Below are 24,824 nucleotides of genomic sequence, written 5' to 3' on the forward strand. Positions count from 1 at the left end.
CGCTATGAACGGGCCGAGGCCCATCGCCACCCGAAGTCGTCAGATCCGTTTGACGGCGTCCGCGTGGCGCGCGACGAAGTCGCCGGCAGGCTCGGGGCGGCCCAGGTGGTAGCCCTGCGCGTAGTCACAGCCCATCGCGGTCAGTAGATCCTGCGTGGCCTGGTCTTCCACGCCTTCGGCGACCGTGGCCATGTCCATGTGGTGTGCCATCTGGATGATCGATTGCACGAGCTTGGCGGTGCGCGGATCGCAGGTGAGGTCGCACACCAGCGAGCGGTCGATTTTCAGCTCGGAGGCCGGGAAGCGACGCAGGTACGCGATGGATGCGTAGCCGGTGCCGAAGTCGTCGATGGCGATGCGCGCGCCGCGATCGCGCATGCGCCGCATCGCGTGCGCGATCGCGTCCAGGTCGTTCACCAGCGCAGTCTCGGTGATCTCCGCCACGACCACGCTGGGCGGCAGGCCCCAGATTTCCAGCAGGTCCATCAACTGTTCCACCAGGCCGGGCCTGGCGAACACCCGCGGCGAGAAATTGATGGCGAAGGTGAGCCCTGGCGCATCCCGCAGCATGGCGGCGTGGCGCAGCGTGGTGCCGATGCTCCAGCGGGTCAGCGCCTGGATCAGGTCGCTCCTCTCGGCGAATCCGACGAAGCTGGCCGGCGAAACCAGGCCTTGCCGCGGGCTGGTCCAGCGCGCCAGCGATTCCACGCCGGCGATGGTGTTCCGCTGCAGGTTCCACACCGGTTGGAAATAGGCGCTCAGCCGATTGGCTTCGATCGCCTCGCGCAACTCCTCGTAGACGATTTCGTCGTGCGTTTCGCAGGGTTCGTGCAGCAGGCACGACTCGCCGCGGGCATGCGCAGCGGCCAACGCCATGTCCGCGCGGCGGCACAACAGGTCCGGCGTGTCGGCGTGGTCGGGATGGAGCGCCACGCCCATTTCGGGACGGCCCTGCAACGGGCAGGGCAGGTCGTGCAGCGGCCGCTCGAAGGCCTGCAGCAATCGCATGGCGGCCAGCAACACGTGGTTGTGGCTGTGCAGCCCGGGGAGCACGACGGCGAAGCGGTCGTCACCGGCGGAGAACACGCGGTCGATCGGGCGCAGAGCGGCGCAGATCCGTTCCCGCGCCCGCAGGTGCGCTTGCTCGCCGATCGCGTAGCCGAAACGCAGGCTTGCCTCGCGCAGGCCTTCCACGCGCAGCATCATGACCGCCAGGTGGCCTGCGCTGGCGGCCGACCGCGTCAACTGTCCTTCGATGGCGTCGAAGATGTCAGCGCGGTTGAGCATCGCGCACCGGACTCATGCGGCCAGGAACAGGTCGGAGGTGTCGATCGGACAATCGCCTGGCGCCAGGCTGCGCACGATGCTGATCGCGCCGGAAGCCTCGTGGTTCATCAGGTCGATCACCTGGAAATCGTTGACGCGCTGCTTGAGGGGCGTGCTCAGCAGCACCACGCGCGGACGAAGCCGGCGTGCCTGGTTCTGCGCCATGACGACGGCAATCTCGCCGGTGCTCAGTTCCACCAGCGACCCGGTGGGATAGACGCCCATGCAGACCTGGAACTGCTCGACCAATTCGTCCTGGAACAGCTGGTCGCGCTCGGCATAGATGCGGCGCAGCGCAGCGTGGCGCGAGACGGCGGCGCGGAAGGGGCGCGGGCTGACCATCGCGTCATAAGTATCCACGATGCCCAGCATGCGGCCGGGCAGCGGGATCTGCGAACCCATCAGGCGTTCCGGGTAGCCGCTGCCGTCGTAGCGTTCGTGGTGGTGGCGCACGATGTCGAGCACGTCCGGGTCGACGATGCGAGAGTTGGCCAGGATGGCCGTGCCTTCGTGCACGTGCGAGCGCACCGTGTCCATCTCGCCCGGCGACAGCGGCCCGGGATGTTCCAGCAGCTCGCGCGGCAGGCGGGTCTTGCCTACGTCCATCAACAGGCCGCCGGCGGCCATGCTGATGATGGTCTCTTCGGCGAAGCCCATGTGTCTGCCGAACGCGGCAGCCAGTGCGCTGCAGCTGATGGCGTGGCGGTAGCTGTAGCTGTCGTGGCCGCGGAGGCCTTCGACCCAGAAGAATGCATCGACGTTGCGCAGCACGCTGGCGACGAGCGGCCGCACGGCCTTTTCCACATGCTCGGCGGACAGCTCGCGGCCGGACGTCACGTCCTCGAAAATCCGGTCGAGCATCGCCGTGGCGTTGTCCCATGCCTCGTGCGCGTGCGGCAGCTCGGTGTCCATCGGCACGGCACTGGCATAACGGGTCGACGCGTCGAAGCGCTGGGTCGATACCTGCGCGCGGGTGATCACCGACGCTTGCGGTGGCGGATCGGCCACCAGTCGCCGGGCGTCGATGTAGACGTGCTCGCAGTACGCGCTCAACGCCTGGATGCTCTCCGTGCTGGTCAGGGCGAGCCCTTGCAGCGGAAACGGGGTTTCCTCCCATGGCCGGTCGAGACGGCACACGTACATGCCGACCTGCAGGTCGGCCACGTCCATGCAGCGTTCCTCCAGCTCATAGGTCATGGGGCGCACCGTGCGTGGCTGGCGTTGGGCATGGTTCGAAAGTTGCGGCGGACATCGGGATCGACCGGATCAAGGGCCGGGTCGTAATTTCTGGATCGGCGCTGTCACCCGTTTCTTTAGGGTCGGGCCGGAGCGGAAGTGCTTGATCTCATAGGGGATGCGACGAGACGGCGGGAAGCATCGAGCTGATCGCCACTCACCCGCCTCACAAAAGATGCCGAGACGGCCCCGGTCGCCGGGTAGAGTTCCTTTCCCACCTCCGAACCCGGATTCCCATGCAGCTGTCGCGCCGGGAGAAGCTATGGATCGCAGTGGCTGGCCTGACGGCATGCCTCGTGGGCGCGGTAGCGGCCTGTCTCGCGTTGCAGCCTGAACTGGAAGCCCAGTTTCACGGCGGCGTGCTGGACGAGGATCGGGTCTGGGTGTTCTGGCACAACGTCCGGGTGGCCGCGACGGGTTTTGTCATCGCTGGGCCGGCGGTGTTTGCCGCGCTCGGCCTGTTGCCCATCCTTTTGCGCCGCCTCCTGTACCGCGCGCGCTGATCGCCGGAATCCGGGCTGCACTTTTCGCTCGGCAAAGCGCCTGCGGGCGGCTTATCGCGCAAGCACCACGTGGGTGGCCAGTTCGGTGGCGACGTGCTCGGTCACCTTGAAGCCGAGGGCAGGCAGATCGAGACCGGCGAAGATGGCCTCGCCTTGTCCGAGCACGACCGGCGCGATCGCGAAATGCATCTGGTCGATGAGACCGGCCTCGAGGTACTGGCGGACGGTGCTCACGCCTCCGCCGATCTTTATGTCCTTGTCGCCCGCGGCCGCTTTCGCCTGGTCGAGCGCGTCCCGGATGCCGCCGGTGACGAAGTGGAAGGTGGTGCCGCCTTCCATGGTGATCGGGTCGCGTGGATGGTGGGTGAGCACGAAGGTGGGAGCGTGGTAGGGCGGGTTGTCGCCCCACCAGCCCTCCCACGCCTCGTCGGGCCACGGGCCGCGAATGGGGCCGAACATGTTGCGGCCGAGGATGAAGGCGCCGAAGCCCGCCATCGACCGCCCGGCGTAAGCTTCGTCCGTGCCCTCCGATCCGCCGGATGCGCCTTGCATGGCCCGGAAGGTGCGGGTGCCGAAAAACCACTGGAACATGTCCGGGCCACGTTTGCCCAATGGGTTCTGCAGGCTCTGCTCGATGCCTGCACCGAAGCCGTCGATCGAAATGGAAAAGCCCGCGACGCGCACCTTGCCCATGGCATGCCTCCGTGATGAAGCCCCAGCTTACCCCGGCGAACGCCGCGACAGCCGGGGTCTGTCGACGTATCGGCGAAGCGGCGCTCCATTCGACCTGCGACGGCGGATACCGCCCATCGCGCGGGTTGTGGCCCGGTAACATGGCGAGCCTCGCACCCTCCGGTCTTTCCCATGCGCCTGATTCCCGCCGCCCGCCTGTTCGCTGCAACCGTGCTTTGCCTTGCCGTCGCGTTGCCTTCGACGGCGCGCGAACACGCCGGCCAAACCATCGGGCAGCAGCGCGAGGGGGTGCTGTTCTGGAGCCAGGCGCAGCGCGAGGCGCGTTTCCCGCGGATGTACGAGATGTTTCCGAGCGACCGCGCCGCGCACGGCTCACACGTCCACGCCTTGCCGCAAGGGCGGCCGCTGTCCGTGGCCGGGAAGAAGACGGCCGCGTGGCTTGCCGATTACATGGAGCGCTACCACATCGCTGGCGTGATGGTGCTGCAGGACGGGCAGGTGCGCCTGCAACGGTATGCGAAAGGCTTCGGGCCGCAGCAACGCTGGACCTCGTTCTCGGTGGCGAAGTCGGTCACCTCGACCCTGCTCGGCATCGCCCTGCAGCAAGGTGACATCCACAGCATGGACGACACGCTGGGCACCTACATCCCGGAGCTGCGCCGCACCGCCTATGCCGACGTGACGGTGGAGCAGCTGCTGACCATGACCTCCGGCGTGCGCTGGAACGAGGATTACGCCGACGCCGGGTCGGACGTGGCGCAGATGTACCTCGGCGCCTGCGTCGACGGACAGGCGCACGTGCTCTCGTACCTGGCGAAGCTGCCGCGGCAATGGCCGGCCGGCACGCACTGGAACTACAACACCGCCGAAACCGACCTGCTCGGCATCCTGGTACAGCGGGCCACGCACCGGTCGCTGGCCGCCTATCTCGCGCAGACGATCTGGCAGCCCTACGGCATGGCCGACGATGCGTACTGGATCAAGGACGAGTGCGATGGCAGCGATACCGGCGGCAGCGGCCTGTCGGCCACGCTGGCCGATTACGCGCGGCTGGGACAGTTCATGCTCGGCGGCGGCCGCATCGAGGGCAAGCCGGTGATCGCCAGCGCGTGGCTGGAGGGCGCCGTGCGCCAGCAGGCCGGCGTCGACGAACCGGATCGCGGTTACGGCTATCTCTGGTGGACGGACGCCGACGGCAGCTATGCGGCGATCGGCATCTTCGGCCAGATGGTCTACGTCGACCCCGCGCGCAAGCTGGTGATCGCCCAGGTCGGCGCGTGGCCGCAAGCCACCAGCAAGGCCCTGGTGGCTGCGCGTCGCGCGTTTGTCGCCGCGATCAAGCACGCCGTGGATGGCGAGCAGGCGCGCGCCGTACCGTGAATCCCGCAGTCCACATCGGCGCCCTGGTGCCGCTGAGCCGACCCGGCTGGATCGAGGCGGGGCGCCATGTGCTGGCCGGGCTCGAATTGGCCGTCCATGAGGTCAATGCCGCTGGCGGGATCGGCGGCCGGCCGCTCGAACTGCTCGTGCGGGATACGGCTGCCGATCCACAGCGCGCCGCCGCGGCCGTGGATGAACTGGCCGGCTTGGGCGTGGATGCGCTGGCAGGGGAATACCACAGCGTCGCCGCGCGGGCCGCCGCTGCCCGGGCCGATGCCCTCGGCTTGCCGTTCGTCTGCTCGTCGGCGGTGCTCGATGCGCTCACCGACCAGGCCACCGAATGGGTCGCACGCCTCGCTCCGCCGCAGTCGCGCGGCTGGCAGGTCTACGCCGATTTCCTGCTGGCGGCCGGACATCGCCGCATCGCGGTGGCTGCCGAGCCGAGTGTCTACTGGGCCGCGGGCACCTGCATCCTGCGTGACCATCTTGCGCCGCATGGCGCGACGGTGATCGATCTGGATGCGCGCACGCTCGCGCCAGCTGCCGTCGCCGATGCCGTGGTGGAACAGCGTGCGACAGCCGTGCTGCTCTTGACCGGCATTCCCGAGCCGGCCGTGTCGATCGTCAGGGCCGTTCGCGGCGATCCGCGCCTCGCCGGCGTCATGCTGGGCGCGCCGGCCGGGCAACCGGAATTCTCCCGATGGGCGCAGTGGCTGGGGGATGAGGGCAGCGCGATCCCGTTCCTGCGCTATCTGCCCGAGCGGCTCGGCCCGCTGGGTGCGCGCGTCGGGCGTCTTCTTCGCGAGCGGTTGGGCGAAACGCCTTCGTTCGTTGCGTTCGAGGGCTATGACACCATCGTCGTCCTGGCCGCCGTGCTGGATGTTCGCGGCGCCGGCAAACGCCGGATCGTCGAGTCCTGGCCACGCGTCGTCGTCGAAGGTACCCGCGGCCAGATCCGGTTTTCGCGCACGCCGGGCATCAGCATCTGGCAATGGGTGGAGGCGCCCATCCAGGTGGTCGAGCGGGATCCGTCCGCGCCGGATCGCTTGCGGGTCCTCCATGCCGGCATGTCGGGCCCTTGACGCAGGCACACGCGTTCGTTGGTACCGATGTCAACAGTTCTTCCACCGGGATCTTCCACCGGAAACCGGCGCGGCCGACCGGGTTGCACAAGTCAGGCCGGGTCGGCGCGCTCCTTGAGCATCCGGCTGGCGAATGTGGCGATGCGCCGGGCTTCGATCCCGATCTCGCGCAACTGGCCGGTGGGGGAGGGGATCTGCCCGCAGTAGAAAAGTCCGGGAACGCCGGTCGGCATGCCGGTGATGCGCGGGCTGCCCTGGTTGTCGAGCGTGTCCGTCGCCTGCGGCAGAAGGCGACTCAGGTCGGCGCGGAAGCCCGTCGCGAGGATCACGGCCTCGAACGGCACGGTGCGACCCTCGCCGTGCGGGTCCACGAAGGCCACGCCTTCGCGGGTGAAATGCCCGATGCCGCCGCGCACATGGATGGCGCCCTGGCGGATCCTGTCGAGCGTGCCGACATCCAGCAACGGTACGCGATGGTCTTCGGCGATCATCCGGCGTGGCCCCTTGCGCGCGATGGTCAGGCCCAGGCCGCGTGTCGGGCCGATGGCCAGGCGGATCGCCGGCGCGTTGATCGCGTCGGCCAGTCGCGGCGGCAGCCATGCCTGGCCGATCGCCCAGGTGAGGATCGGCAGGCCGAGCAGGTCGCGCGGCAGGATGCGCACGGGACCGCGCACCGCGAGCGTGACGTCGATGCCGGCATCGGCGAGGTCCAGTGCGATCTCGCCGCCGGAATTGCCGAAGCCGACCACCAGCACGCGCTGGCCGCGATACGGTTCCGGGCGGCGGTACTCGCTGCTGTGGATCACGCTGCCGCGGTAGTCGTCCTGGCCAGGCCAGGTCGGCCGATGCGGAGCGTCGGCCCAGCCGGTGGCGACGACCACCTGGGGCGCGGCGCAACGGCCGCGCGTGGTATCGGCATGCCACAGCCCGGCCTCGCGACGAAGCATCCGCACTTCGCAACCGAACGTGGGCGCCAGCCGGAAGTGCGCCGCGTAGTTTTCCAGGTAGGCGATCACCTGGTCCCGCGACGGGTAGCGGGGATACCCGCGCGGCATTGGCAAACCGGGCAAGGACGAGTGCCCGCGATCGGTGTGCAGGTGCAGGCGGTCGTAGTGCCGCCGCCAGACCGGTCCCACCGTGTCCGACTTCTCCAGCACCGAGGCGCGCAAGCCTCGCTCGCCCAGTTGCGCGGCACAGGCGAGCCCGGCCGGGCCGGCGCCGATGACGATGACGTCCGCGTCGCTCATCGAACTCTCCAGCGATGACGCGCTGAAGCGTACGCCCGAACGTTACCGGGACGAACGCCGTGGCAGGCCGGAGAAACGCGAGGCGCCATTTCCGGGCGCCTCGCAAACGATCAGTGCGTCCAGCCCAGACTGTCGGGCGAGCCGTCGGGATGGGCTCGCCAGCGTACGTGGTTCTGCCCGTTGGGGCAGCCGACGCCCCTGTCTTCGGTCGCCACCGCCCCGTCGAGCGTGGTCAGGGTCGACTGATAGCAACTACCCGGGCTGTCGTTGAAGAGGTACTGCGCCTGGCTCTGCCAGTTGCTGTCCTGCTGCGTCTGAAGGTCGCGGGTGCGGCTGGAGATGAAGCTTTCACGCACACGGCTGGTGTAGGGAGCGAAACCGTTGCGGAGGTGGGTCGTGTCGAGGTTCCAGTGCTGCTCGACGCTGGCGCTTTCGTTCGTCGGTATGGTTTCGGGCGCGTCGTTATCCACGACGTGGCCGTCGGCGTTCCACAGCACCTCGAGCGGGTAGGACGCGGTCAGCGTGTTGTCGTCCAGCACCGTTCCGGCGCGCGTGCGGGTGCTGTGCTGCTGCGTCTGGCTCTCCAGCCACAGGTGCTGCCGGTAATGACGGTAGTCCGGATACTGCAGCCCGTCGAAGTAGAACGCCTGCCGGTTGAGGAAATGGCTGGTCTGGTGGACGCTCAGGTCGACCCGGCCGCGCGAGGTGTTCATGTAGCCCTCGATCGTGTAGTCGCGGTCCAGGCTCGTCGAGACGGTGGCCGTTCCGGTGTCGTCGGCCGTGCTGATCGTGTCGTCGATCAGCGGGTGCTGCTGGGTATCGAGGGTGTTGCGCGTCACGAAGCCGCTGACCAGCGTGGTGCCCTTGTCGAGGTAGACGAACAGGGTGGCGTCGGCCGTTCGGCTCAGTTCGATGCGGTGCGTGCCTGCCTCGTCGAGCCGCGGCGAGAACGGGGTCAGGTCCAGGCGATAGGGGATGTGGTCGAGCATCTGCGGCGGCTGCGCCGGTGCGTTGACGGTATGCGGGAAGTAGATGCTGAATGCTCCGGTCAGCATGGGAAACACCGGGACGACTCCGGCGGGCGTGCCATCCAGCCGGACCAGCATTTCCGCGAAACTGCCGCCGCCACAACCATTGTGTGCCGGCGAGGCAATGCCGTACTTCAGCTCGGCGCCCATCGCCAGCGCGGAGATGAACGGGAGGCCCGAGTTCTGCACCTCCTGGTCGGTGGCGCAGGTGAACCACCACGGCTGCTGGTTGTAGACGTCCAGATAGGCGCGGTCGATGTTGCGCGGAAGCGGGGGAAGCGCGGCCGGCGGCGGCAGGATGCGATACAGCGCATCGGGCGTCTTCGGCGCGGGATGCGAGGAGGAGGCTCGATAGAAGAGCAGTTGCGCGCCCAGGCTGACCTCGTCCGGGATATACGCCTCGCTGGACCAGATGTCCTGGTCCGGCGCGACGATCATCTGGCCGTTGTGCGCCTCCTCCAGCAGCGCGGTGAAGTCCGTCAAGTCACGCTCGACTTCCCAGGTGGAGGTCGCGGCCGACTTGGGCAGCGTTGCTTCGTAGATCGTGAAACCGCCGAGGCGCAGGTCCGTCTTGGTCGAACCCCAGGCGCCTTTTTCCGTGACGTTCACTTTCAGCACCACCTTCGCCCACGGCCCGCTGCAGCCCGGGGGTGGCATGTAGGTGTAGTGGGAAGAGGTGGTCTCGTCCTGGATCAGGTTCACGACACACGGTTGGCCCGCCGGAACGGGCACGCGAGGGGCGACGGTGACCGGACCTGTCGAACCGACCTGCTGGGGGGTGAGGGTCGAGCTTGCCTGGGAGGCGAGCGCGGCGGTCAAGGGAACCAGCAGCGAGGCGGCGACCAGGCCACGAGAGACGGGCAGGAATTTCATGATGAATGCTCCCTGACCCCCTGAGGCGCGGGATGTTATGCGGGCGTTTGTCACGGGTGCGCATAACAGCGCCCCGCTCGCTTTGCGAAAGTTCCTGCGGGCCTTGGCATGGCGACTTCTGCACGATCACCGCGTTCGCGACGGCGATTCGCGGTGGCGTGCAAGGCCCGGCACTGCATCCGGGCGGTCGCCGCACCGTGTCGTGCGTGTCGCAATTTCTTGAGGTCCGGTGTTCACCGTTTCTGGTCCGTGCGCTTTGCTCGATCGCAGATGTCAGCGCAAAGGCGGGGGCCGATCGCATTTGCTCTGGAGAACGCTCATGAAACGTCGAATCGACCCGATCCTGATCGGCCTCATCGGCACGGCACTGCTGGCCACGACGCCGGCGGCCGCGGCGGCCGCGGAGACCGTCACGCAGGCGGAACAGGACGCAGCCTGGAATTTCATGCACCACCGCGCAGGTCCACTGGTGCAGGCGGTCCGTGACGCCACGGCGAGATACCGGGACGTATCCCAGGCCGAAGCGGACGGCTACATGCCGGTGCTGGGCTGCGTCAGCGGCCCGGACATGGGCGCGATGGGCAGGCATTACCTGAAGGCCAGCCTGCTCGGCGACGGCATGGTGGACGTGGCCCATCCGGAACTGCTGGTTTACGAGCCGACACACGGCGGTGGCGCACGGTTGGTGGCGGTCGAATACTTGGCGCTCGCCGATGTGTGGGACGGCGCGCATGCGGATGGGTCACCGCCGTTGCTGATGGGCCAGTTGTTCGACCACACCGACGCGCCGAACCGCTTCCGCCTGCCGGCGCATTACAGCCTCCACGTGTGGGCATGGAAGTACAACCCGCTGGGGGTCTTCTCGATGTGGAACCCGCGCGTCTCGTGCACGGCATTCACGGGCGTCTGAGAGGCCCGGCCGCGGTCGATGGTCATGCCATGGAGGCGCCCTTGCGGGCGCCTCCGGACATGTCGCGCTACGAATCGCTCGCCTCGCGGCTCACCAGATGAGGTCGTCAGGCACCGGGAACTGCTGGTAGTAGGCGTCGTCCTCGCCCGCGGGAGCCGCGGGTTCCGCGCGACCGTGGTCGAGCGCGATCAGCTGCGGGTCACGGTCGCGGATCCGGTCGGCTGCAGCGCGCGGGACCAGCTCGTAGCCTTCGCCGTAGCGCACGATCACGAGCGCGCCGCTGGCCAGCTGCGCGCGCAGCCGCTGGTCGACCAGCACGCTGGCGATGTGGTTGCCGTCGGTGAAGCGATAGGTGATGTCGCCGCCGCGTTCGACCTTGTGCGTGTCGATCATCTGGCGCGCCTGGGCCTTCTGCTCGGCGGCACGCGACTGGGCATTCCGCTCGGCCGCCAGAGCACGGTCGCGCTCGGCACGCTCGGCCTGCAGCCGTTGCGCCTCGACCTGCTCGGCGGTGGGGGCCGCCGGTGCCTTGCCTTGCCGCTGTTTCGACTGTTCGCGCGCTACCTGGTTGACCTTGGCCTTGTTGACCAGGCCGGCCTTCAGCAGTTGTTCTTGCAGGGGATTGCGCATGGGAGGCGGTGCGGCGTTCGGAGTGGCCGATTGTAGCCCGCGTGGCATCGGCTCGGAGGCGCCGAGTCCGGTGGCAGTGAACGGTCCGCATGGCGCGACCTTGCGCTTGCGCGAGCTGTGCTAGCTAACTGCCCATGACCTATTCGCTGACCCCCGATGGTCGTTACCTGGTGGTTCGTGGCCGGCTGTGGCGTGCGGCCAATCCAGGATTGGCGCCCGAGGTGCGGGAGGCGTGGGTTCGTCGCCTCATGGCGGCGCGCCGCGCGGTCGGGCAAGCGCGCCGGTCGGGGAACCACGAAGCGCTTGCGCGGGCCGGGAAGGCGGTCGACGAAGCCAAGGTGGCCCTCGGCGAGCGGGGCCCCGTTTGGTGGGACGACGGTGCGCCCGACCTCAATCGCCATCTGGTGAAGAACAGTCCCTACGCCGCCTGGTTCGAGCGCGGCGATGGGGAGTCCGGCGGATGAACTGACGGGTGCGGAGGCCATGCGTCGTGACGCCGTCATCTTCTCGGCGTTGCGCGCAACGCGTCGTTGAGCCGGTGTCAGGAGTGGCTCCGGCCATTTGCCTGCATGATGCAGCTCCGACTCCGTCCAGGAACGCCGCATGCCCGCCAACCGCACGGTCGCGCATCCCCCGCTTGGCGTGCTGCTGCGCGAGTGGCGCGCGGCGCGCAGGCTCAGCCAGCTCGATCTGGCGCTGGCGGCGGAGGTGTCGACGCGGCACCTGAGCTGCATCGAGACCGGCAAGGCACGGGCCGGTCGGGAGGCGCTGGCGCGCATGGCGGCCGTGCTGGACATGCCGCTGCGCGAGCGCAACGCGCTGTGGCTCGCGGCCGGCTATGCGCCCGAGTGTCCCGAGCACGCGTTGGCGACGCCCGCGCTGGAGCGCATGCGCCAGGCGGTGGAGCTGATCCTGGCGCAGCAGGAACCGTACCCGGCTTTCGTGCTGGACCGGGAGTGGAACGTGTTGATGGCGAATGGCGCCGCGATGCGGGTCAACCGATGGCTCATGGACGGGCGGGAAAGCCGCCACGCCAACCTGTTGCATCAAGTGTTCGACCCGGAGGATTTCCGCGGCGTGATCGTCAACTGGTCGGAAGTGGCGGAGAAGTTCCTGCACCATCTGCATGCGCAGATCGCCGCGGCCCCCACCGATCCGCTGCCGCGCCGGATGCTCGACAGCGTGTCGGCTTATCCGGACGTGCCCACGCTCGGCCGGGTGCATGCGGGCAGGCCGCTCGATCCGGTACTCACGCTCGTCTTTCGCCATCGCGAAGGCGAGCTGCGCTTCTTCGAAACGATCACCACGTTTTCGATGCCGCGCGACGTGACGCTGGAGGAACTGCGGGTCGAGTGCGCGTTCCCCGCCGACGAGTTCACTTCCCGGGTATGCCGTCAGCTGGCGGCGGACGAGGCGCCTCGACCGGCTTCATGACCTCGCAGGTCATTGCCGCGCCGGAAGTGGCATCGCACGCTGATGCCACTCCCACTCTGGAACGGCATCATGCGCGAGCGCTCCCGGTTTCCGCTTTCCATTACTCCCGCCGTCGCGGCCGCAATCCTGCTGGCCTGCGGTCCCGCCCATGGACAGGCTTCGCCCGACGCATCGACGCGTGCGCGCGAACCGTCGCCGGCCGTCGCATCGACCGCGCGGGCAGACTCCGGTCCCGAACTGCAGAGGCTGAACGCGCTGGCGGGGCATTGGACGGTCAGGCAATCGATGTGGACCGACCCGGCCAAGCCGCCGGCGATCGACGTGGGCGAGGCCACGCTCACGCCGGTGCTGGGCGGACGGCACCTGCGCCAGGACTTGCGCATCGACTCGCCGGCCGGTGCTTTCCGGGGCCTGGGCTACCTGGGCTACGACCTCGCCACGCGCCGTTACGACAGCCTCTGGATGGACGTAAATTTCACCGGAATGATCCTGGCGCATGGGTCCTACGATCCGTCGCGGCGCACCTACGAGTTGACCGGCGCCATGCCCGATCCGCACCACGCCGGCGCGACCCTCCCGCTGCGCGAAGTCATGCGCGTGCCGGACGCCGACCACTTCACCTACGAGTACTACGAGCACCACGACGGACGGGAAATGCTGGCCGTGCGGCTGGAGTACACGCGAAGGTGAGGAGGCCCCGCGCGTAACGTTCTTCGTTCGAGGGATGGTCAATCCGCGAGGCGCGCAATCACGATGTCGAGCAGCGCCCGCAACCGGGCCAGCCGGCGCATGTCACGGTGGTAGCCGATCCAGGTGTCGCGGGCGGGCGGCTCCTCGCCGAGATCGATGCGCCGCAAGCCGTCGAGCGCATCGCCGAGCGGGCAGGGCAGCACCGCGAGGCCAGCGCCGCGCAGGCACATGCGCGCCTGCACGGCGCGCGCATTGCTGCGGAAGAGAACGCTCGCGTTGGGGAGCATCCGCTGCAGCCAGGCGACGTCCGGCATGTCGCTGAAGGCGGTATCCATCGTGATCAGGCCCACGCCTGCGCCGTCGCCGGCATGAGCCACCGGATGGCCCGCGGCCGCGTAGACGCCGTAGGGCATGCGCAGCAATTTGCGCGAGACGATGTCCGGTTCGTCGAAGGGCTGGATGCGAAAAGCCAGGTCGGCCTCGCGGCGCGAGAGGCTGAAGAAGCGCGAGTCGGTGAGCAACTCGATCACCACGCGCGGGTGGCGCTGGGAAAATTCGGCGAGGACGGGTGCCAGCAGGTACTCGGCGAACCAGTCCGAAGCGGTGATCCGCAGCATGCCGTCCAGCTGCTTTTCCTGCCCGGTGAGTTGTCGCTGCAGGGCGAGCGCCTCCTCCTCCATGCGCTCGGCATGAGGAAGAACGGCGGCGCCTTCGTCGGTCAGCACGAAGCCGCTCCTGGTCCGCTGGAACAAGCGGTGCCCGACCGCGTGCTCCAGGGCCGTCAGCCGACGGCCCATGGTCGGCTGGGTTTGTCCCAGCTTGCGCGCGGCAGCACCGAGCGTGCCTTCGCGCGCGATGGCCAGGAAAACGCGCAGGTCGCTCCATTCCATCGCGGTTCTCTCCGGTCGCAGGCAGGACCGGTTGCCATGCAATTATGCATGACGCGTATGCGCTTATCTGGATTTCCAAACGGATTTGTCGGGCGTAGCTTGGCGCCACCTCATCGAACGCCGAGCCTCCCATGACCACGTCTCCCACCATGCAAGCCGCCGTGCTGGAAAGCCATGGCGCTCCATTCCGGTTGGCCTCCATCGCCCGTCCCGTGCCGCAGGCGGGACAGGTGCTGGTGCGAATCATGGCCAGCGGCATCAATCCGCTGGATTTGAAGATCCGCGCCGGAGCCGCCGAGCATGCACGTCACCCGCTGCCTGCGATCCTGGGTATCGATCTGGCGGGCATCGTGGCCGCCACCGGGCCGGGCGTCACCGGCTTCCGCGTCGGCGACGAGGTGTACGGCATGACCGGCGGCGTGGGTGGCGTGCAGGGTTCGCTGGCCGAATATGCCGCGGTGGACGCGGACCTGCTCGCGTTGAAGCCGGCGCATTTCAGCATGCGCGAGGCGGCGTCGCTGCCGCTGGTGTTCATCACCGCCTGGGAAGGGCTGGTCGATCGCGCCCGCGTCAGGGCAGGCCAGACCGTACTGGTACAGGGCGGGGCTGGCGGCGTGGGAAGCATGGCCGTCCAGATCGCGCGTGCCTTCGACGCGCAGGTCTTCGCCATCGAGGGGCCCGCGCATGCCGACATCGTTCGCCAGCTTGGCGCCACGCCGATCGACTACACGCAAATGCAGGTCGAGGACTATGTGGCCGTCCATACCGCGGGGCGCGGTTTCGACGTGGTGTTCGATACCGCCGGCGGCGCGAGCCTGGACGCCTCCTTCAAGGCGGTCGCACGGTTCGGCCACGTGGTCAGTTCCCTCGGATGGGGCACCCACGCGCTGGCGCCGCTCTCGTTCCGGGCGGCGACCTATTCGGGCGTGTTCACCCTGTTGCCGCTGCTGACAGGCGAAGGCAGGGCGCACCACGGCGACATCCTGCGCGAAGCGACCTGCCTAGCCGAGGCCGGGCGGGTCAGGCCGCGGCTGGACGCCCGGACGTTCGACCTGGCGACATTGGACGATGCCTATGCGCTGATCGAGCAACGGCAGGCGCTGGGCAAGGTCGTGGTAGACATCGACGGGTGAGGCGCGGTCGCGAGGCTTTTGGTACCGCTTGGCGACGCTTCCCCTCCCGCACGCGGGTCAGAAGACGGGATGCGGTCGCCGTGGCGACGCGTTGCGACGGCTGCATCACGGTACATACCGGCGAAGCCTTGAAGCGCGGCGGCTCGCGCGGGGAGATGCCGAAGCGCTCGGCGTCGCCGTCGCGCTCAACACCGGTCCAGCGTTGGTGTACTCCGCGCGTCATGGATGCGGTGAGCGAGCACAGCGCGGGTTAGCCCGACCTGTACCATCGCGTCGCCCGGGCGGCTACCCGGCGTGTACGTTGGGAGACAGGACGGGCGGCTGCGCGGTGCTCCCGCAGATACACATTCCAAGGACATGGCCATGAACGAACCCTCCCCTATCCGCAACGTTTCCGACACGGCACTCTGGGTCACGATCTACCGCGCGATGGAGAGCGAGCGGCCGGACCGGATCTTCAACGACCCCTATGCACGCAAACTCGGCGGCGAGCGCGGCGAGGCGATCGTGCGTGCGATGCCCAGGGGCGCGGCGACCGCATGGCCAATGATCGTGCGCACCGCGGTGATGGACGAGATCGTGCTGCGTTGCGTGGCCGACGGTGCAACGACCGTGCTCAACCTTGCCGCCGGGCTGGATGCACGGCCCTGGCGCCTCGACCTGCCGGCGTCGCTGCGCTGGCTGCACGTGGACATGCCCGACATGGTCCGCTACTTCCGCGAGCAGATGACGAGCGCGGTACCGCGTTGCAAGGTCGAGTTCGTGGCTACCGATCTGCGCGAGGCCGAGGCCCGCCGCGCATTGTTCGAGGGCGCCGCCGCGCACGGCCCCGTGTTGGTGATCAGCGAAGGTTTGCTGGTGTATCTCACGCACGCCGAGGTCGGCGCGCTGGCGCGCGATCTGCACGAAGTGGCGCGTGCGCGGTGGTGGCTGATGGACATTGGATCTCCGCGCCTGCGCAAGTTCATCGAGCGCAGTCGCTGGACCAGCCGGCTGCAGCATGCGCCGATGCACTTCTTTCCCGAGGAGGGCACGACGTTCTTCGCGTCCTACGGCTGGCGCGAGATCGGGTTCCGATCGACCTGGGACGAGTCGTTCCGGCTAAAGCGCACCATGCGCGGAGCATGGTTTTTCAAGCTGCTGTCCAGGCTGCAACCGGCCGCGCAGGTGGAGGCGGGCCGGCGCATGTCCGGGATCGCATTGCTGGAGTCCCGCTGACGCGCAGCGGCAGGGGCGCGCGTCGCCCGGGGAGGAGGCGACTAGCGCTTCATTCAATGCTTCAAGGCCCGCTCGACGTCGTCGGCCATGACGCCCACACGAGCCACCGCTGCGCGCAGCTCATCTTCGCTGACGCCCCACTTGTCGGCCCAGTAGCGGGCTTCGTAGTCCTCGTTCACGTTGACCCGGGTGCGGTCGGCGGGCCCGCGGTTGTTCAGGTTGTCGCTCATGGCTTGCTCCCGATGGGCTGTCCTGCGCGGGTTGTGGCACCCGCGCGGTGAAAGGGCGGTGGAACCGGAGTGGTCGCCTGTTCCTCGCGTTCATGCGGACGCAGCGATAGCGTCCGGGATGGCGGGCTCGCGGCTTCACCCGTTGCTGAACACGCAGGACTAAGCTGCCGGAACCGCGGCGTACACCGCTTACCGGAGGCGTGTCATGGCAAAGCAATCCATTCGTTGGGCAACGGCGTTCGTGTTTGCGCTCGCCTTGCCACTGGCGGCTCATTCGCACCCGGGCATGGCCGCTACGAAAGAGGTCAAGACGGCCGCCGCACACGCGGGCATGGCGATGGGCGCGGCAGACCTGAAGATGGCCAAGGCCCATCTGCAGCACGTCGTCAATTGCCTGGTCGGGCCATCCGGCGACGGCTACGACGCGCAGGCCGAAAACCCTTGCAAGGGAATGGGGCAGGGCGCCATCGTCGATGCCAAGGACGATGCCGCACGGGTGTCGCGATTGCAGGCGGCGGCGATGCAGGCGAAGGAAGGAACGAATGCAAGCTCGGTGGACGAAGCCCACGCGAGCGCGCAAAAGGTCATGTCCAGCCTTCAGGCGGACCAGGGGCCCGCGAGCTGACGCTCAGGCAACGGGCGCGAGGCGGCCGTGATTCGGGCGCGCCGGCGTTGTCCTCTCACGTATCGCGTCCCACGCAGCCACTGCAAAACGCAGTGGCTGCGTTTTTGGTAGGGAAGGAACGGCGCCGGCGTCCATCAGGCTCCCGACGGACGTCTTTACGGCTGGAACCACGCACCAGCTTTCGCGGCGCCCATCGGTCATGGGCCTGGCGTTTGTTTGTCGGGGAGGCCCGACGATCTGCGCGACCGGTCGTTGGCGCTCCTGCGTGACTATTGGCCCGCTTGCGCGGCCGGGTCCGCGCCTAGAATCGGGCGCCAGCCCTTACCGGAATGCTGCCATGCCACGCTTTCTCCGCCGTGCCCTGCTGGTGCTCGCCGGGCTGGTCCTCGCCACTGCCGGGTTCGACGCGGCCACCTACGACGCGCGCGCCTGGCAGGCCGATTACGCTCGCCTCAAGCAGGATATGGCACAGGGCTACGCGAACCTGGACTGGATCGCTGCACACCGCCGCCTGGACCTGGCCGCGCTCGACCGGCAGACCACGGCTGCGCTCGATGGCGCGCATTCGCACGTGCGCGCGTTCCTGGCGCTGCGCCGGTTCACCCGGGCCTTCAACGATCCGCATCTGCGACTCGTGCCGGGGGAGCGACCCGTCATGCCCGCAGCGGCGGTGGCCGATGCCGCTCCTGCCCCCGCCGCTGTGGCGGTCGAGGCCGATCCGCCAGCGGGCAAGGACTGCGCCGCCGCCGGATACGAGGAGGGCGACCATGCATTCCACTTTCCCTTCGCCGGTCTGGCGGGCTGGACTCCCATGCGCACGGGCGATTTCCCGACCGGACTGCTGGGCGATCTCGGCGTGTTGCGCATCGCGCAGTTCGGCGAGGACGCCTACGCCACGGCCTGCCGGCAGGTATTTCGTCCGGGCATTGGCGGGCGGGAACTGCAGCTGGCGGTACGCGAGCTGGAGGAGCGCCGACTGGTGGAGGCCATCGGCGAACTGCGGGCGCGCGGTGCACGCCGACTTCTGGTGGACGTCTCGGGCAATGGGGGCGGCAGCGAGTGGGTGACCGAGGTGGTCGCGCTGTTGACCGACCGGTCGTTGTCGCGCGCGCAGCCGCGGCGTGTCGCGCCTGCGTGCGACCGCTCGATCGTGTGGCGAGGCGCCGCCGCGCCGTGCCCGGTCCTGGAGCCCGAGGGCGAGCGCCTCACCCTGCAGGGCAGGGGTGTATGGACCGGGCCGGTGTGGATCCTCGCCGATCACCATACCGCCTCGGCATCGGAGGACTTCGTCGCCTGGCTGCAGCAGAACAAGGTCGCACGCGTGCTTGGCCAGACCACCGCCGGCGCGGGTTGCGGCTACGTCAACGGCGGTGGCCGCACGCGGCTGCGAGCCAGTCCTTTCGACGTGCGCATGCCGAACTGCGCGCGCTTCCTGGACAACGGCACGAACGAGATCGAGGGCATTGCGCCGGATGTAGTGCTGCCGATGGACGGGGACGCCACCGACCAGGCGCGCGCGCTGGTTGCTGCGATATCACGATGAGGCGGAGACGCCGGAGTACGACGAGGTGGCCGTGAGCGGCCGGACTCAGCGCTTGCCCTTGGCCTCGAGCATCGCCTTGAGGTCGGCGAACGGGTTGCCGGTGGCGGGGGCCTGCTCGACAGGTTCGTAGCCGGCACCGCGTACGTGATCGATGTAGCGGGAGTGCTCGTTGTCGTGGCAGTACACGCACAGGAGTTCCCAGTTGCTGCCATCGGGCGGATTGAAATCGTGGTCGTGGTTGCGGTGGTGCACCGTCAGCTCGCGCAGATTGGTGCGGGTGAACTCGCGCCCGCAGCGGCCACACACCCACGGATACATCTTCAGCGCACGCTCGCGGTAGCCGAGTTCGCGCTGTTCGGCGGCGCGCCGGGCCTCGGCCACGATGCGGTCGAGTTTGGCGGAGTCAGGCGTGCGTTGGCTCATGGCGGGATCCGTGGCAGTTCGGCCGGCATTATCGCGTGTGCGGGTGCTGGCTGCCGCGTCATCGTCGACCGGTTCGGGGACTGCGTCAGCGTGAGCCCGCGGCCCGGGCGACAACCGGAGAGGTCGCGTCCGGGTGCTTGCTGGAGGGGCGCCTGCCGGCTGAGCCACAATGGCGCGTTCCGTCACAAGGACCACAGCATGACTTACCTCTGGATCAAGTCCTTCCACCTGCTCTTCGTCATCGCCTGGATGGCGACGGTTTTCTACCTGCCGCGCATTCTCGTCAACCTCGCCGAGGCCGGCGACGATGCGGCCGTGCGGGAGCGGCTGCTGCTGATGGGGCGGCGGTTGTACAAGTTCGGCCACAACATGTTCGGCGCCGCGTTCCTGTTCGGCCTGGTGCTGTGGCAGGGCTGGCGGCTGTTTCCCGCGACCTTGCCTAACGTGGCGTCGGGCATGCACTGGATCGATGCCAAGCTTGGACTGGTGGCCTTGTTGCTGGCCTATTTCGTGGTCGTGGGGCGGATGTTGAAGCACTGCGGGAAAGGCGGCGCGCTGCCTTCGCCGTTGGCCTTGCGCTGGCTCAACGAACTGCCGGTGCTGCTGTTGCTGGGGGTGATTTTCCTGGTGCTGGCCAAGCCTTTCTGATTCGACCGATAACCCATTGCAACGCATTCGCTGCCCCGTGCGGTGATCACGCGCGTCCATGACTTTTCTCGACCGCCGGTTTACGTTCGCGGGTGTCTAATCGTCAACCGGTGCATTGGTGTCCGGATGCACTTCGGTCCGCTAGACCGACGTAGGTCCTGATATACCAGCGAGCGCTGGCGCGTTGTGGCAGCACGAGCGTTTCAGGTATTGCAGATTTTTCCAAGCTTGCTCGGCGGTTCCATTCCGCGTTCATCGCGGAGCGCGTTCCTTTGTCGCAAAAAAAACTGGAGACGCGGCCACGGCGCCTCCCGGCGGCTTTGCCGTTGGTGTCGCGGCCGTACCATCGGGCGGCCGGGCCTTGGTGTCGAAGAATGCCAGGGCATGACTGGGGCGGCGGTGGGGCCTAATCCGCGGCGCTAACGCCGCATGCTGGCCTTGCCGTTGCGGCAGCCGGTTCTCCCCGGATCGACCCCCATGAACATCTACCAGCCTGCCACGTTCGAAGATTTGGACCAGGCCCGCCGCGTGCGTGCGCGCCATGCATTGCTCGCTGCCGCGGCACCCGCCGCGTTGGCGATCCTGGAAGTCTTCCATCCGCATCCAGGCCACCACCTGCTTGCGATGGACGTCCGAACATGGCTGATCGTGCACTACATCCAGTTGCCGCTATTCGCTCTGGCCGCGTTTTCGGTGGCAACGCTGGTGAACGCACAGGCCGGTGTTGCGGCGAAGCTCTGCCGGGCGGCGCTGTTTGTGTTCGCCCTGTGCTTCGTGGTTTTCGATACTGCCGCCGGACTGGTGGTGGGCAGTTTGGTGGAGGCGGCACACGCCTCCGGGAAGCCGGGTGCGTGGCAGGCGCCGATCGATGTCGTCTGGATGCATCCGGTATTCGGTGGAACCAACCATCCACTGTTGGCGCTGATCGGACGGCTTTCATTGTCCGTTGGCGCCGCGTCGGCCGCGCTGTCGCTGTACCGGGCCGGCCGCGCCTGGCAGCCGGCACTTCTGCTGGCGCTGTCCGGTTGCGTGATGTACGTGTTTCCCGGTCACTCCTGGCCGGGCGGGCCGCTGACCTTCGGCGGCATGGCGGTGGCCATCGCCTGGCTGCACTGGGCGCGGCCCCACATGACGCTGGAGCAGTGGGGGCTTCCGGGCATGGGCAGGAACGGGCCCCGTTAGCCAGGTTGCGTTCGCGACGTAGCGGGTCAGCGCCCGTGGTACTCGCGATACCACTTCACGAAGCGTGCGACGCCATCCTCGATCGAAGTGCCCGGCGCATAACCGACGTCGCGGCGCAGGGCGGAGACATCGGCCCAGGTGTCGGGGACGTCGCCTGGCTGCATGGGCAGCAGGTTCTTCCCGACGGTGGCGCCGAGGTTCTGTTCCAGCAGCTCGATGAAACGCAGCAGCTGCACGGGCTGGTCGTTGCCGATGTTGTACACGCGGTAGGGCGCGCTGGACGTGCCGGGATTGGGTTGTTCCGGATCGTAGGACGGGTCGGGCTGCGCCGGGTGATCGAGCGTGCGGATGACGCCCTCGACGATGTCGTCGATGTAGGTGAAGTCGCGGCTGTGGTTGCCGAAGTTGAAGACGTCGATCGGCTCGCCGCGGCTGATGCGGTCGGCAAACAGCATCGGTGACATATCGGGCCGGCCCCAGGGTCCGTACACGGTGAAGAAGCGCAACCCGGTGGTGGGCAGGCCGTAGAGATGGCTGTAACTGTGCGCCATCAATTCGTTGGCCTTCTTGCTGGCCGCGTACAGGCTGACGGGATGGTCGACGGCATCTTCCACCGCGAAAGGCATCTTGCGATTGGCACCGTAGACGGAGCTGGAGGAGGCGTAGACCAGGTGCTCGACCTTGCCGTGGCGGCAGCCCTCCAGGATGTTGAGGAAACCATCCAGGTTGCTGCGTACGTAGGCGCGCGGATTTTTCAGGGAGTAACGCACGCCGGCTTGTGCGGCCAGGTTCACCACGCGCTGCGGCTGGAACGTCGCGAAGGCGCGGTCGACCGCTTCGGCATCGGCCAGGTCCGCGCGCAGGTGCGTGTACGCACGGTGGTCGGCGAACTGCGCCAGGCGCGCTTCCTTCAACGACGGGTCGTAGTAGTCGTTGTGGTTGTCGATGCCGAAGACTTCGTCGCCGCGCGCGAGCAGGCGCTGGGCGAGTGCGGCGCCGATGAAGCCGGCGGTGCCGGTGACGAGGATACGCATCCGTTACGGTTCCTGTTTAGGACGGGGCATTCTAGCGGGCTGGGGCGTGAGGGGCGGGCGCAGGTGCATGAGCTCCTACCATTTTGTAAGAGCGGCCCCGGGCGGGACCGTCGTTCGGCAAGTCGCCGACTGGCGCGGACATGGCGATCGCGCCCAAGGGCGCTCCTGCGGGGGATTCTCGGCTAGACTAAGGGCCTGATTGGTTCGAGGTGGCCCGCGCGTAAGCGCCGGTCGAGCGTGCGACATGGCAACTACCGCTTTCCATCGCTGACCTCCCGACGCCTTTGTTCCGTTGCACAAAAGGGCGTTTCGCCCTTTTTTGATTTTCCGGGGTTCCATCCATGATCGAAGTGACTCTCCCGGACGGCAGCAAGAAGCCGTTCGACCATTCCGTGACCGTCCAGGACGTGGCCGCCTCCATCGGCGCCGGCCTGGCCAAGGCGACGCTCGCCGGCAAGGTGGACGGCAAGCTGGTGGACGCCAGCTTCCCGATCGACCATGACGCCCGCGTGGAGATCGTCACCGAGAAGAGTCCCGAGGCGCTGGAGATCCTGCGCCATTCCACCGCGCACCTGCTGGCGCAGGCGGTGCAGCGCCTTTACCCCGGCGCGCAGGTCACCATCGGGCCGGTGATCGAGAACGGCTTCTACTACGACTTCGCCTACGAGCGCCCCTTCACGCCCGACGATCTGGCGAAGATCGAGGCGGAGATGGAGAAGATCGTCAAGGAGGCACTGCCGGTTTCGCGCTCGGTGAAGTCGCGCGACGAGGCGGTGACGTTCTTCCGTGATCTGGGCGAGGTCTACAAGGCCGAGATCATCGAGTCGATCCCGGCCAACGAAGAGCTCTCGCTCTATACCCAGGGCGACTTCACCGACCTGTGCCGCGGCCCGCACGTGCCCAATACGGCCAAGCTTCGGTCCTTCAAACTGATGAAGGTCGCCGGCGCCTATTGGCGCGGCGACAGCAACAATGCGATGCTGACCCGCGTCTACGGCACCGCTTGGCTCAACGACAAGGACCTCAAGGCCTACCTGCACCAGCTGGAGGAGGCCGAGAAGCGCGACCACCGCAAGATCGGCAAAGCCCTGGACCTGTTCCACCAGCAGGAAGAAAGCCCCGGCATGGTGTTCTGGCACCCCAACGGGTGGGCGATCTGGCAGCAGGTCGAGCAGTACATGCGCCGCGTATACCGCAAGAGCGGCTACCAGGAAGTGCGCTGCCCGCAGGTGCTGGACGTGTCGCTGTGGAAGAAGTCCGGCCACTGGGACAACTACGCGGAGAACATGTTCTTCACCGAGTCGGAGAAGCACACCTACGCGCTCAAGCCGATGAACTGCCCCGGCCACGTGCAGATCTTCAACACCGGCCTGCACAGCTACCGCGAGCTGCCGATCCGCTACGGCGAGTTCGGTGGCTGCCACCGCAACGAGCCCTCGGGCGCGCTGCACGGGATCATGCGCGTGCGCGCCTTCACCCAGGACGACGGCCATATCTTCTGCACGCCTGAGCAGATCGAGCCTGAGGTCACCGCCTTCCACCAGCAGGCCATGCAGGTGTATGGCGACTTCGGTTTCCAGGACATCGCACTGAAGATCGCGCTGCGCCCGGACAAGCGCATCGGTTCGGACGAAGTGTGGGATCGCGCCGAGGACGCGCTGCGCAAGGCGCTTTCGGCCGCCGGCGTGCAGTGGGAGGAGCTGCCCGGCGAGGGCGCTTTCTACGGCCCCAAGATCGAGTACCACATGAAGGATTCGATCGGCCGCGCCTGGCAGGTCGGCACCATGCAGGTCGACTTCATGATGCCCGAGCGCCTGGGCGCCGAGTACGTGGACGAGGCCTCGCAGAAGCGCCACCCGGTCATGCTGCATCGCGCCATCGTGGGTTCGATGGAGCGTTTCATCGGCATCCTGATCGAGCACCACGCCGGCAACCTGCCGGCCTGGCTGGCGCCGGTGCAGGCGGCGGTGTTTTCCATCACCGACGCCCAGGCCGGTTATGTCCGCGAGGTGACGCAAGCCCTTGTCGGCAAAGGCTTCCGCGTCCAGGCCGATTTGCGCAATGAAAAGGTCGGCTATAAAATCCGCGAGCATACGTTGCAGAAGGTCCCTTATCTCCTCGTGGTCGGTGACCGCGAGAAGGAAGCGGGGGCCGTTTCCGTGCGTACCCGTTCGGGCGAGGATCTGGGCAGCATGCCGCTGGCCGACTTCGTCGAACGACTTCAGGCCGAAACGCGGCGTTGATGTTCGCCGTGGCCTAATTCAATAACTCTTCTGGAGGATAGTGGTATCGCTACCACCGACAACAAGGGCAACCGCCGTAACCTCGAAATCCGCGTGCCGCGCGTGCGCGTGATCGGCGCCGACTCGGAACAGCTGGGCATCCTGACCCGCGACGAGGCGCTGGCCATGGCGCAGGAAGCGGGCATGGATCTGGTCGAGATCCAGCCCAACGGCGACCCCCCGGTCTGCCGCATCATGGATTACGGCAAGTTCAAGTTCGAAGCCCAGAAGAAGGCCCAGGCCGCCAAGAAGAAGCAGAAGCAGGTCGAGATCAAGGAAGTGAAGTTCCGCCCGGTGACGGACGTGGGCGACTACCAGATCAAGCTGCGCAACATGCTTCGCTTCCTGGAAGAGGGCGACAAGGTCAAGGTCACGATCCGCTTCCGCGGCCGCGAGATGTCCCACCAGGACCTCGGCCAGAACCTGGCCCGGAAGATCCAGGAGGACGTCGGCGACAACGGTCAGGTGGAATCCTTCCCCAGGCTGGAAGGACGCCAGATGGTCATGATGATCGGACCGAAGAAAAAGCAGTAACGAAAAAGGCGGCCTCGATGGCCGCCTTTTCTTTGCCTCCCTTTTGAACC

The 24,824-nt window shown here is 67.5% G+C and carries 25 protein-coding genes and 1 pseudogene; 16 read left to right on the forward strand and 10 right to left on the reverse strand.

The features are described from left to right. Positions 1 to 39 precede the first annotated feature (39 nt). Both LQ772_RS04805 and LQ772_RS04810 read right to left on the reverse strand, forming a co-directional pair. Positions 40 to 1,287, reverse strand: coding sequence for a putative bifunctional diguanylate cyclase/phosphodiesterase (locus LQ772_RS04805; RefSeq protein WP_231324522.1), 1,248 nt, complete (start codon positions 1,285 to 1,287; stop codon positions 40 to 42). 12 nt (positions 1,288 to 1,299) lie between these two features. Continuing rightward, a complete protein-coding gene (locus tag LQ772_RS04810) occupies positions 1,300 to 2,523 on the reverse strand; it encodes a cyclic di-GMP phosphodiesterase (RefSeq protein WP_231324524.1) in 1,224 nt (407 codons plus the stop codon). 275 nt (positions 2,524 to 2,798) lie between these two features. On the opposite strand from LQ772_RS04810, the gene LQ772_RS04815 reads away from it, so the two are divergent. Continuing rightward, positions 2,799 to 3,065: a hypothetical protein gene (locus tag LQ772_RS04815; protein WP_231324526.1), complete on the forward strand. Its 267-nt coding sequence runs from the start codon at positions 2,799 to 2,801 to the stop codon at positions 3,063 to 3,065. Positions 3,066 to 3,116: 51 nt separating this feature from the next. Here the strand turns inward: LQ772_RS04815 and LQ772_RS04820 are convergent, their stop codons facing one another. Beyond that, on the reverse strand, positions 3,117 to 3,758 hold the full coding sequence (locus LQ772_RS04820) for a dihydrofolate reductase family protein (RefSeq protein WP_231324528.1): 642 nt from the start codon (positions 3,756 to 3,758) through the stop codon (positions 3,117 to 3,119). A 171-nt stretch (positions 3,759 to 3,929) separates the two neighbouring features. Between LQ772_RS04820 and LQ772_RS04825 the strand changes: the two genes are divergently transcribed. Together LQ772_RS04825 and LQ772_RS04830 are read left to right on the forward strand one after the other, a co-directional pair. Further along, positions 3,930 to 5,138, forward strand: coding sequence for a serine hydrolase domain-containing protein (locus LQ772_RS04825; protein WP_231324530.1), 1,209 nt, complete (start codon positions 3,930 to 3,932; stop codon positions 5,136 to 5,138). Further along, positions 5,135 to 6,220 carry an ABC transporter substrate-binding protein gene (locus tag LQ772_RS04830; RefSeq protein WP_231324532.1) on the forward strand — a complete coding sequence of 362 codons (1,086 nt, stop codon included), beginning with the start codon at positions 5,135 to 5,137 and terminating at the stop codon, positions 6,218 to 6,220. The genes LQ772_RS04825 and LQ772_RS04830 overlap by 4 nt, the downstream gene beginning before the upstream one ends. A 92-nt stretch (positions 6,221 to 6,312) precedes the next feature. Here the strand turns inward: LQ772_RS04830 and LQ772_RS04835 are convergent, their stop codons facing one another. Both LQ772_RS04835 and LQ772_RS04840 read right to left on the reverse strand, forming a co-directional pair. Further along, positions 6,313 to 7,467, reverse strand: a complete 1,155-nt coding sequence (locus tag LQ772_RS04835; RefSeq protein WP_231324534.1) for a flavin-containing monooxygenase — start codon at positions 7,465 to 7,467, stop codon at positions 6,313 to 6,315. Positions 7,468 to 7,577: 110 nt separating this feature from the next. Next, positions 7,578 to 9,368, reverse strand: coding sequence for a hypothetical protein (locus LQ772_RS04840; protein ID WP_231324536.1), 1,791 nt, complete (start codon positions 9,366 to 9,368; stop codon positions 7,578 to 7,580). 319 nt (positions 9,369 to 9,687) lie between these two features. Here LQ772_RS04840 and LQ772_RS04845 point away from each other — a divergent pair, with 319 nt between their 5' ends. After that, on the forward strand, positions 9,688 to 10,278 hold the full coding sequence (locus tag LQ772_RS04845; RefSeq protein ID WP_231324538.1) for a hypothetical protein: 591 nt from the start codon (positions 9,688 to 9,690) through the stop codon (positions 10,276 to 10,278). A gap of 90 nt (positions 10,279 to 10,368) precedes the next feature. On the opposite strand, the gene LQ772_RS04850 is transcribed toward LQ772_RS04845, so the two are convergent. Further along, complete coding sequence (locus LQ772_RS04850; RefSeq protein WP_231324540.1) at positions 10,369 to 10,908, reverse strand: DUF2058 domain-containing protein; 540 nt, start codon at positions 10,906 to 10,908, stop codon at positions 10,369 to 10,371. 134 nt (positions 10,909 to 11,042) lie between these two features. Here LQ772_RS04850 and LQ772_RS04855 point away from each other — a divergent pair, with 134 nt between their 5' ends. From LQ772_RS04855 to LQ772_RS04865, 3 genes are all read left to right on the forward strand, one after another. After that, positions 11,043 to 11,372, forward strand: coding sequence for a hypothetical protein (locus tag LQ772_RS04855; protein WP_231324542.1), 330 nt, complete (start codon positions 11,043 to 11,045; stop codon positions 11,370 to 11,372). A gap of 139 nt (positions 11,373 to 11,511) precedes the next feature. Beyond that, complete coding sequence (locus LQ772_RS04860; RefSeq protein ID WP_231324544.1) at positions 11,512 to 12,342, forward strand: helix-turn-helix domain-containing protein; 831 nt, start codon at positions 11,512 to 11,514, stop codon at positions 12,340 to 12,342. Between the two features lie 69 nt (positions 12,343 to 12,411). After that, positions 12,412 to 13,032 (forward strand): DUF1579 family protein, encoded by a 621-nt coding sequence (locus LQ772_RS04865; RefSeq protein WP_231324546.1) that lies wholly within the window; start codon positions 12,412 to 12,414, stop codon positions 13,030 to 13,032. 38 nt (positions 13,033 to 13,070) lie between these two features. Here the strand turns inward: LQ772_RS04865 and LQ772_RS04870 are convergent, their stop codons facing one another. Next, positions 13,071 to 13,922, reverse strand: a complete 852-nt coding sequence (locus LQ772_RS04870; RefSeq protein WP_231324548.1) for a LysR family transcriptional regulator — start codon at positions 13,920 to 13,922, stop codon at positions 13,071 to 13,073. Positions 13,923 to 14,053: 131 nt separating this feature from the next. Here LQ772_RS04870 and LQ772_RS04875 point away from each other — a divergent pair, with 131 nt between their 5' ends. The 3 genes and pseudogenes from LQ772_RS04875 (at position 14,054) to LQ772_RS04880 (ending at position 16,273) form a co-directional block, all read left to right on the forward strand. Further along, on the forward strand, positions 14,054 to 15,055 hold the full coding sequence (locus LQ772_RS04875; RefSeq protein WP_231324550.1) for a zinc-dependent alcohol dehydrogenase family protein: 1,002 nt from the start codon (positions 14,054 to 14,056) through the stop codon (positions 15,053 to 15,055). 68 nt (positions 15,056 to 15,123) lie between these two features. Continuing rightward, positions 15,124 to 15,309: pseudogene (locus tag LQ772_RS17365) on the forward strand (carboxymuconolactone decarboxylase family protein); the annotation flags it as partial. A gap of 109 nt (positions 15,310 to 15,418) precedes the next feature. Then, a complete protein-coding gene (locus tag LQ772_RS04880) occupies positions 15,419 to 16,273 on the forward strand; it encodes a class I SAM-dependent methyltransferase (protein WP_231324551.1) in 855 nt (284 codons plus the stop codon). Between the two features lie 53 nt (positions 16,274 to 16,326). Here the strand turns inward: LQ772_RS04880 and LQ772_RS04885 are convergent, their stop codons facing one another. Further along, positions 16,327 to 16,503, reverse strand: a complete 177-nt coding sequence (locus LQ772_RS04885; RefSeq protein ID WP_231324553.1) for a DUF3606 domain-containing protein — start codon at positions 16,501 to 16,503, stop codon at positions 16,327 to 16,329. 205 nt (positions 16,504 to 16,708) lie between these two features. On the opposite strand from LQ772_RS04885, the gene LQ772_RS04890 reads away from it, so the two are divergent. Both LQ772_RS04890 and LQ772_RS04895 read left to right on the forward strand, forming a co-directional pair. After that, entirely contained in the window at positions 16,709 to 17,128 is a 420-nt protein-coding gene (locus tag LQ772_RS04890) for a hypothetical protein (protein ID WP_231324555.1), read from the forward strand. A gap of 337 nt (positions 17,129 to 17,465) precedes the next feature. Next, the gene (locus tag LQ772_RS04895; RefSeq protein WP_231324556.1) at positions 17,466 to 18,671 is read left to right on the forward strand and encodes a S41 family peptidase; all 1,206 of its coding nucleotides are present in this window, start codon (positions 17,466 to 17,468) and stop codon (positions 18,669 to 18,671) included. Positions 18,672 to 18,716: 45 nt separating this feature from the next. Here the strand turns inward: LQ772_RS04895 and LQ772_RS04900 are convergent, their stop codons facing one another. Next, positions 18,717 to 19,094, reverse strand: a complete 378-nt coding sequence (locus LQ772_RS04900; RefSeq protein ID WP_231324558.1) for a YajD family HNH nuclease — start codon at positions 19,092 to 19,094, stop codon at positions 18,717 to 18,719. A gap of 198 nt (positions 19,095 to 19,292) precedes the next feature. Here LQ772_RS04900 and LQ772_RS04905 point away from each other — a divergent pair, with 198 nt between their 5' ends. Continuing rightward, positions 19,293 to 19,742: a CopD family protein gene (locus tag LQ772_RS04905; RefSeq protein ID WP_231324560.1), complete on the forward strand. Its 450-nt coding sequence runs from the start codon at positions 19,293 to 19,295 to the stop codon at positions 19,740 to 19,742. A gap of 477 nt (positions 19,743 to 20,219) precedes the next feature. Beyond that, positions 20,220 to 20,924 carry a hypothetical protein gene (locus LQ772_RS04910; RefSeq protein ID WP_231324563.1) on the forward strand — a complete coding sequence of 235 codons (705 nt, stop codon included), beginning with the start codon at positions 20,220 to 20,222 and terminating at the stop codon, positions 20,922 to 20,924. Positions 20,925 to 20,950: 26 nt separating this feature from the next. Here the strand turns inward: LQ772_RS04910 and LQ772_RS04915 are convergent, their stop codons facing one another. After that, positions 20,951 to 21,958 (reverse strand): NAD-dependent epimerase, encoded by a 1,008-nt coding sequence (locus tag LQ772_RS04915; RefSeq protein ID WP_231324565.1) that lies wholly within the window; start codon positions 21,956 to 21,958, stop codon positions 20,951 to 20,953. 341 nt (positions 21,959 to 22,299) lie between these two features. On the opposite strand from LQ772_RS04915, the gene thrS reads away from it, so the two are divergent. Continuing rightward, positions 22,300 to 24,201 (forward strand): threonine--tRNA ligase, encoded by a 1,902-nt coding sequence (gene thrS, locus LQ772_RS04920; protein ID WP_231324567.1) that lies wholly within the window; start codon positions 22,300 to 22,302, stop codon positions 24,199 to 24,201. Positions 24,202 to 24,246: 45 nt separating this feature from the next. Beyond that, a complete protein-coding gene (gene infC, locus LQ772_RS04925; RefSeq protein ID WP_425600838.1) occupies positions 24,247 to 24,774 on the forward strand; it encodes a translation initiation factor IF-3 in 528 nt (175 codons plus the stop codon). Positions 24,775 to 24,824 lie beyond the last annotated feature (50 nt).

The organism is Frateuria edaphi, from assembly GCF_021117405.1.
Taxonomy (GTDB): Bacteria; Pseudomonadota; Gammaproteobacteria; order Xanthomonadales; family Rhodanobacteraceae; genus Frateuria_A; species Frateuria_A edaphi.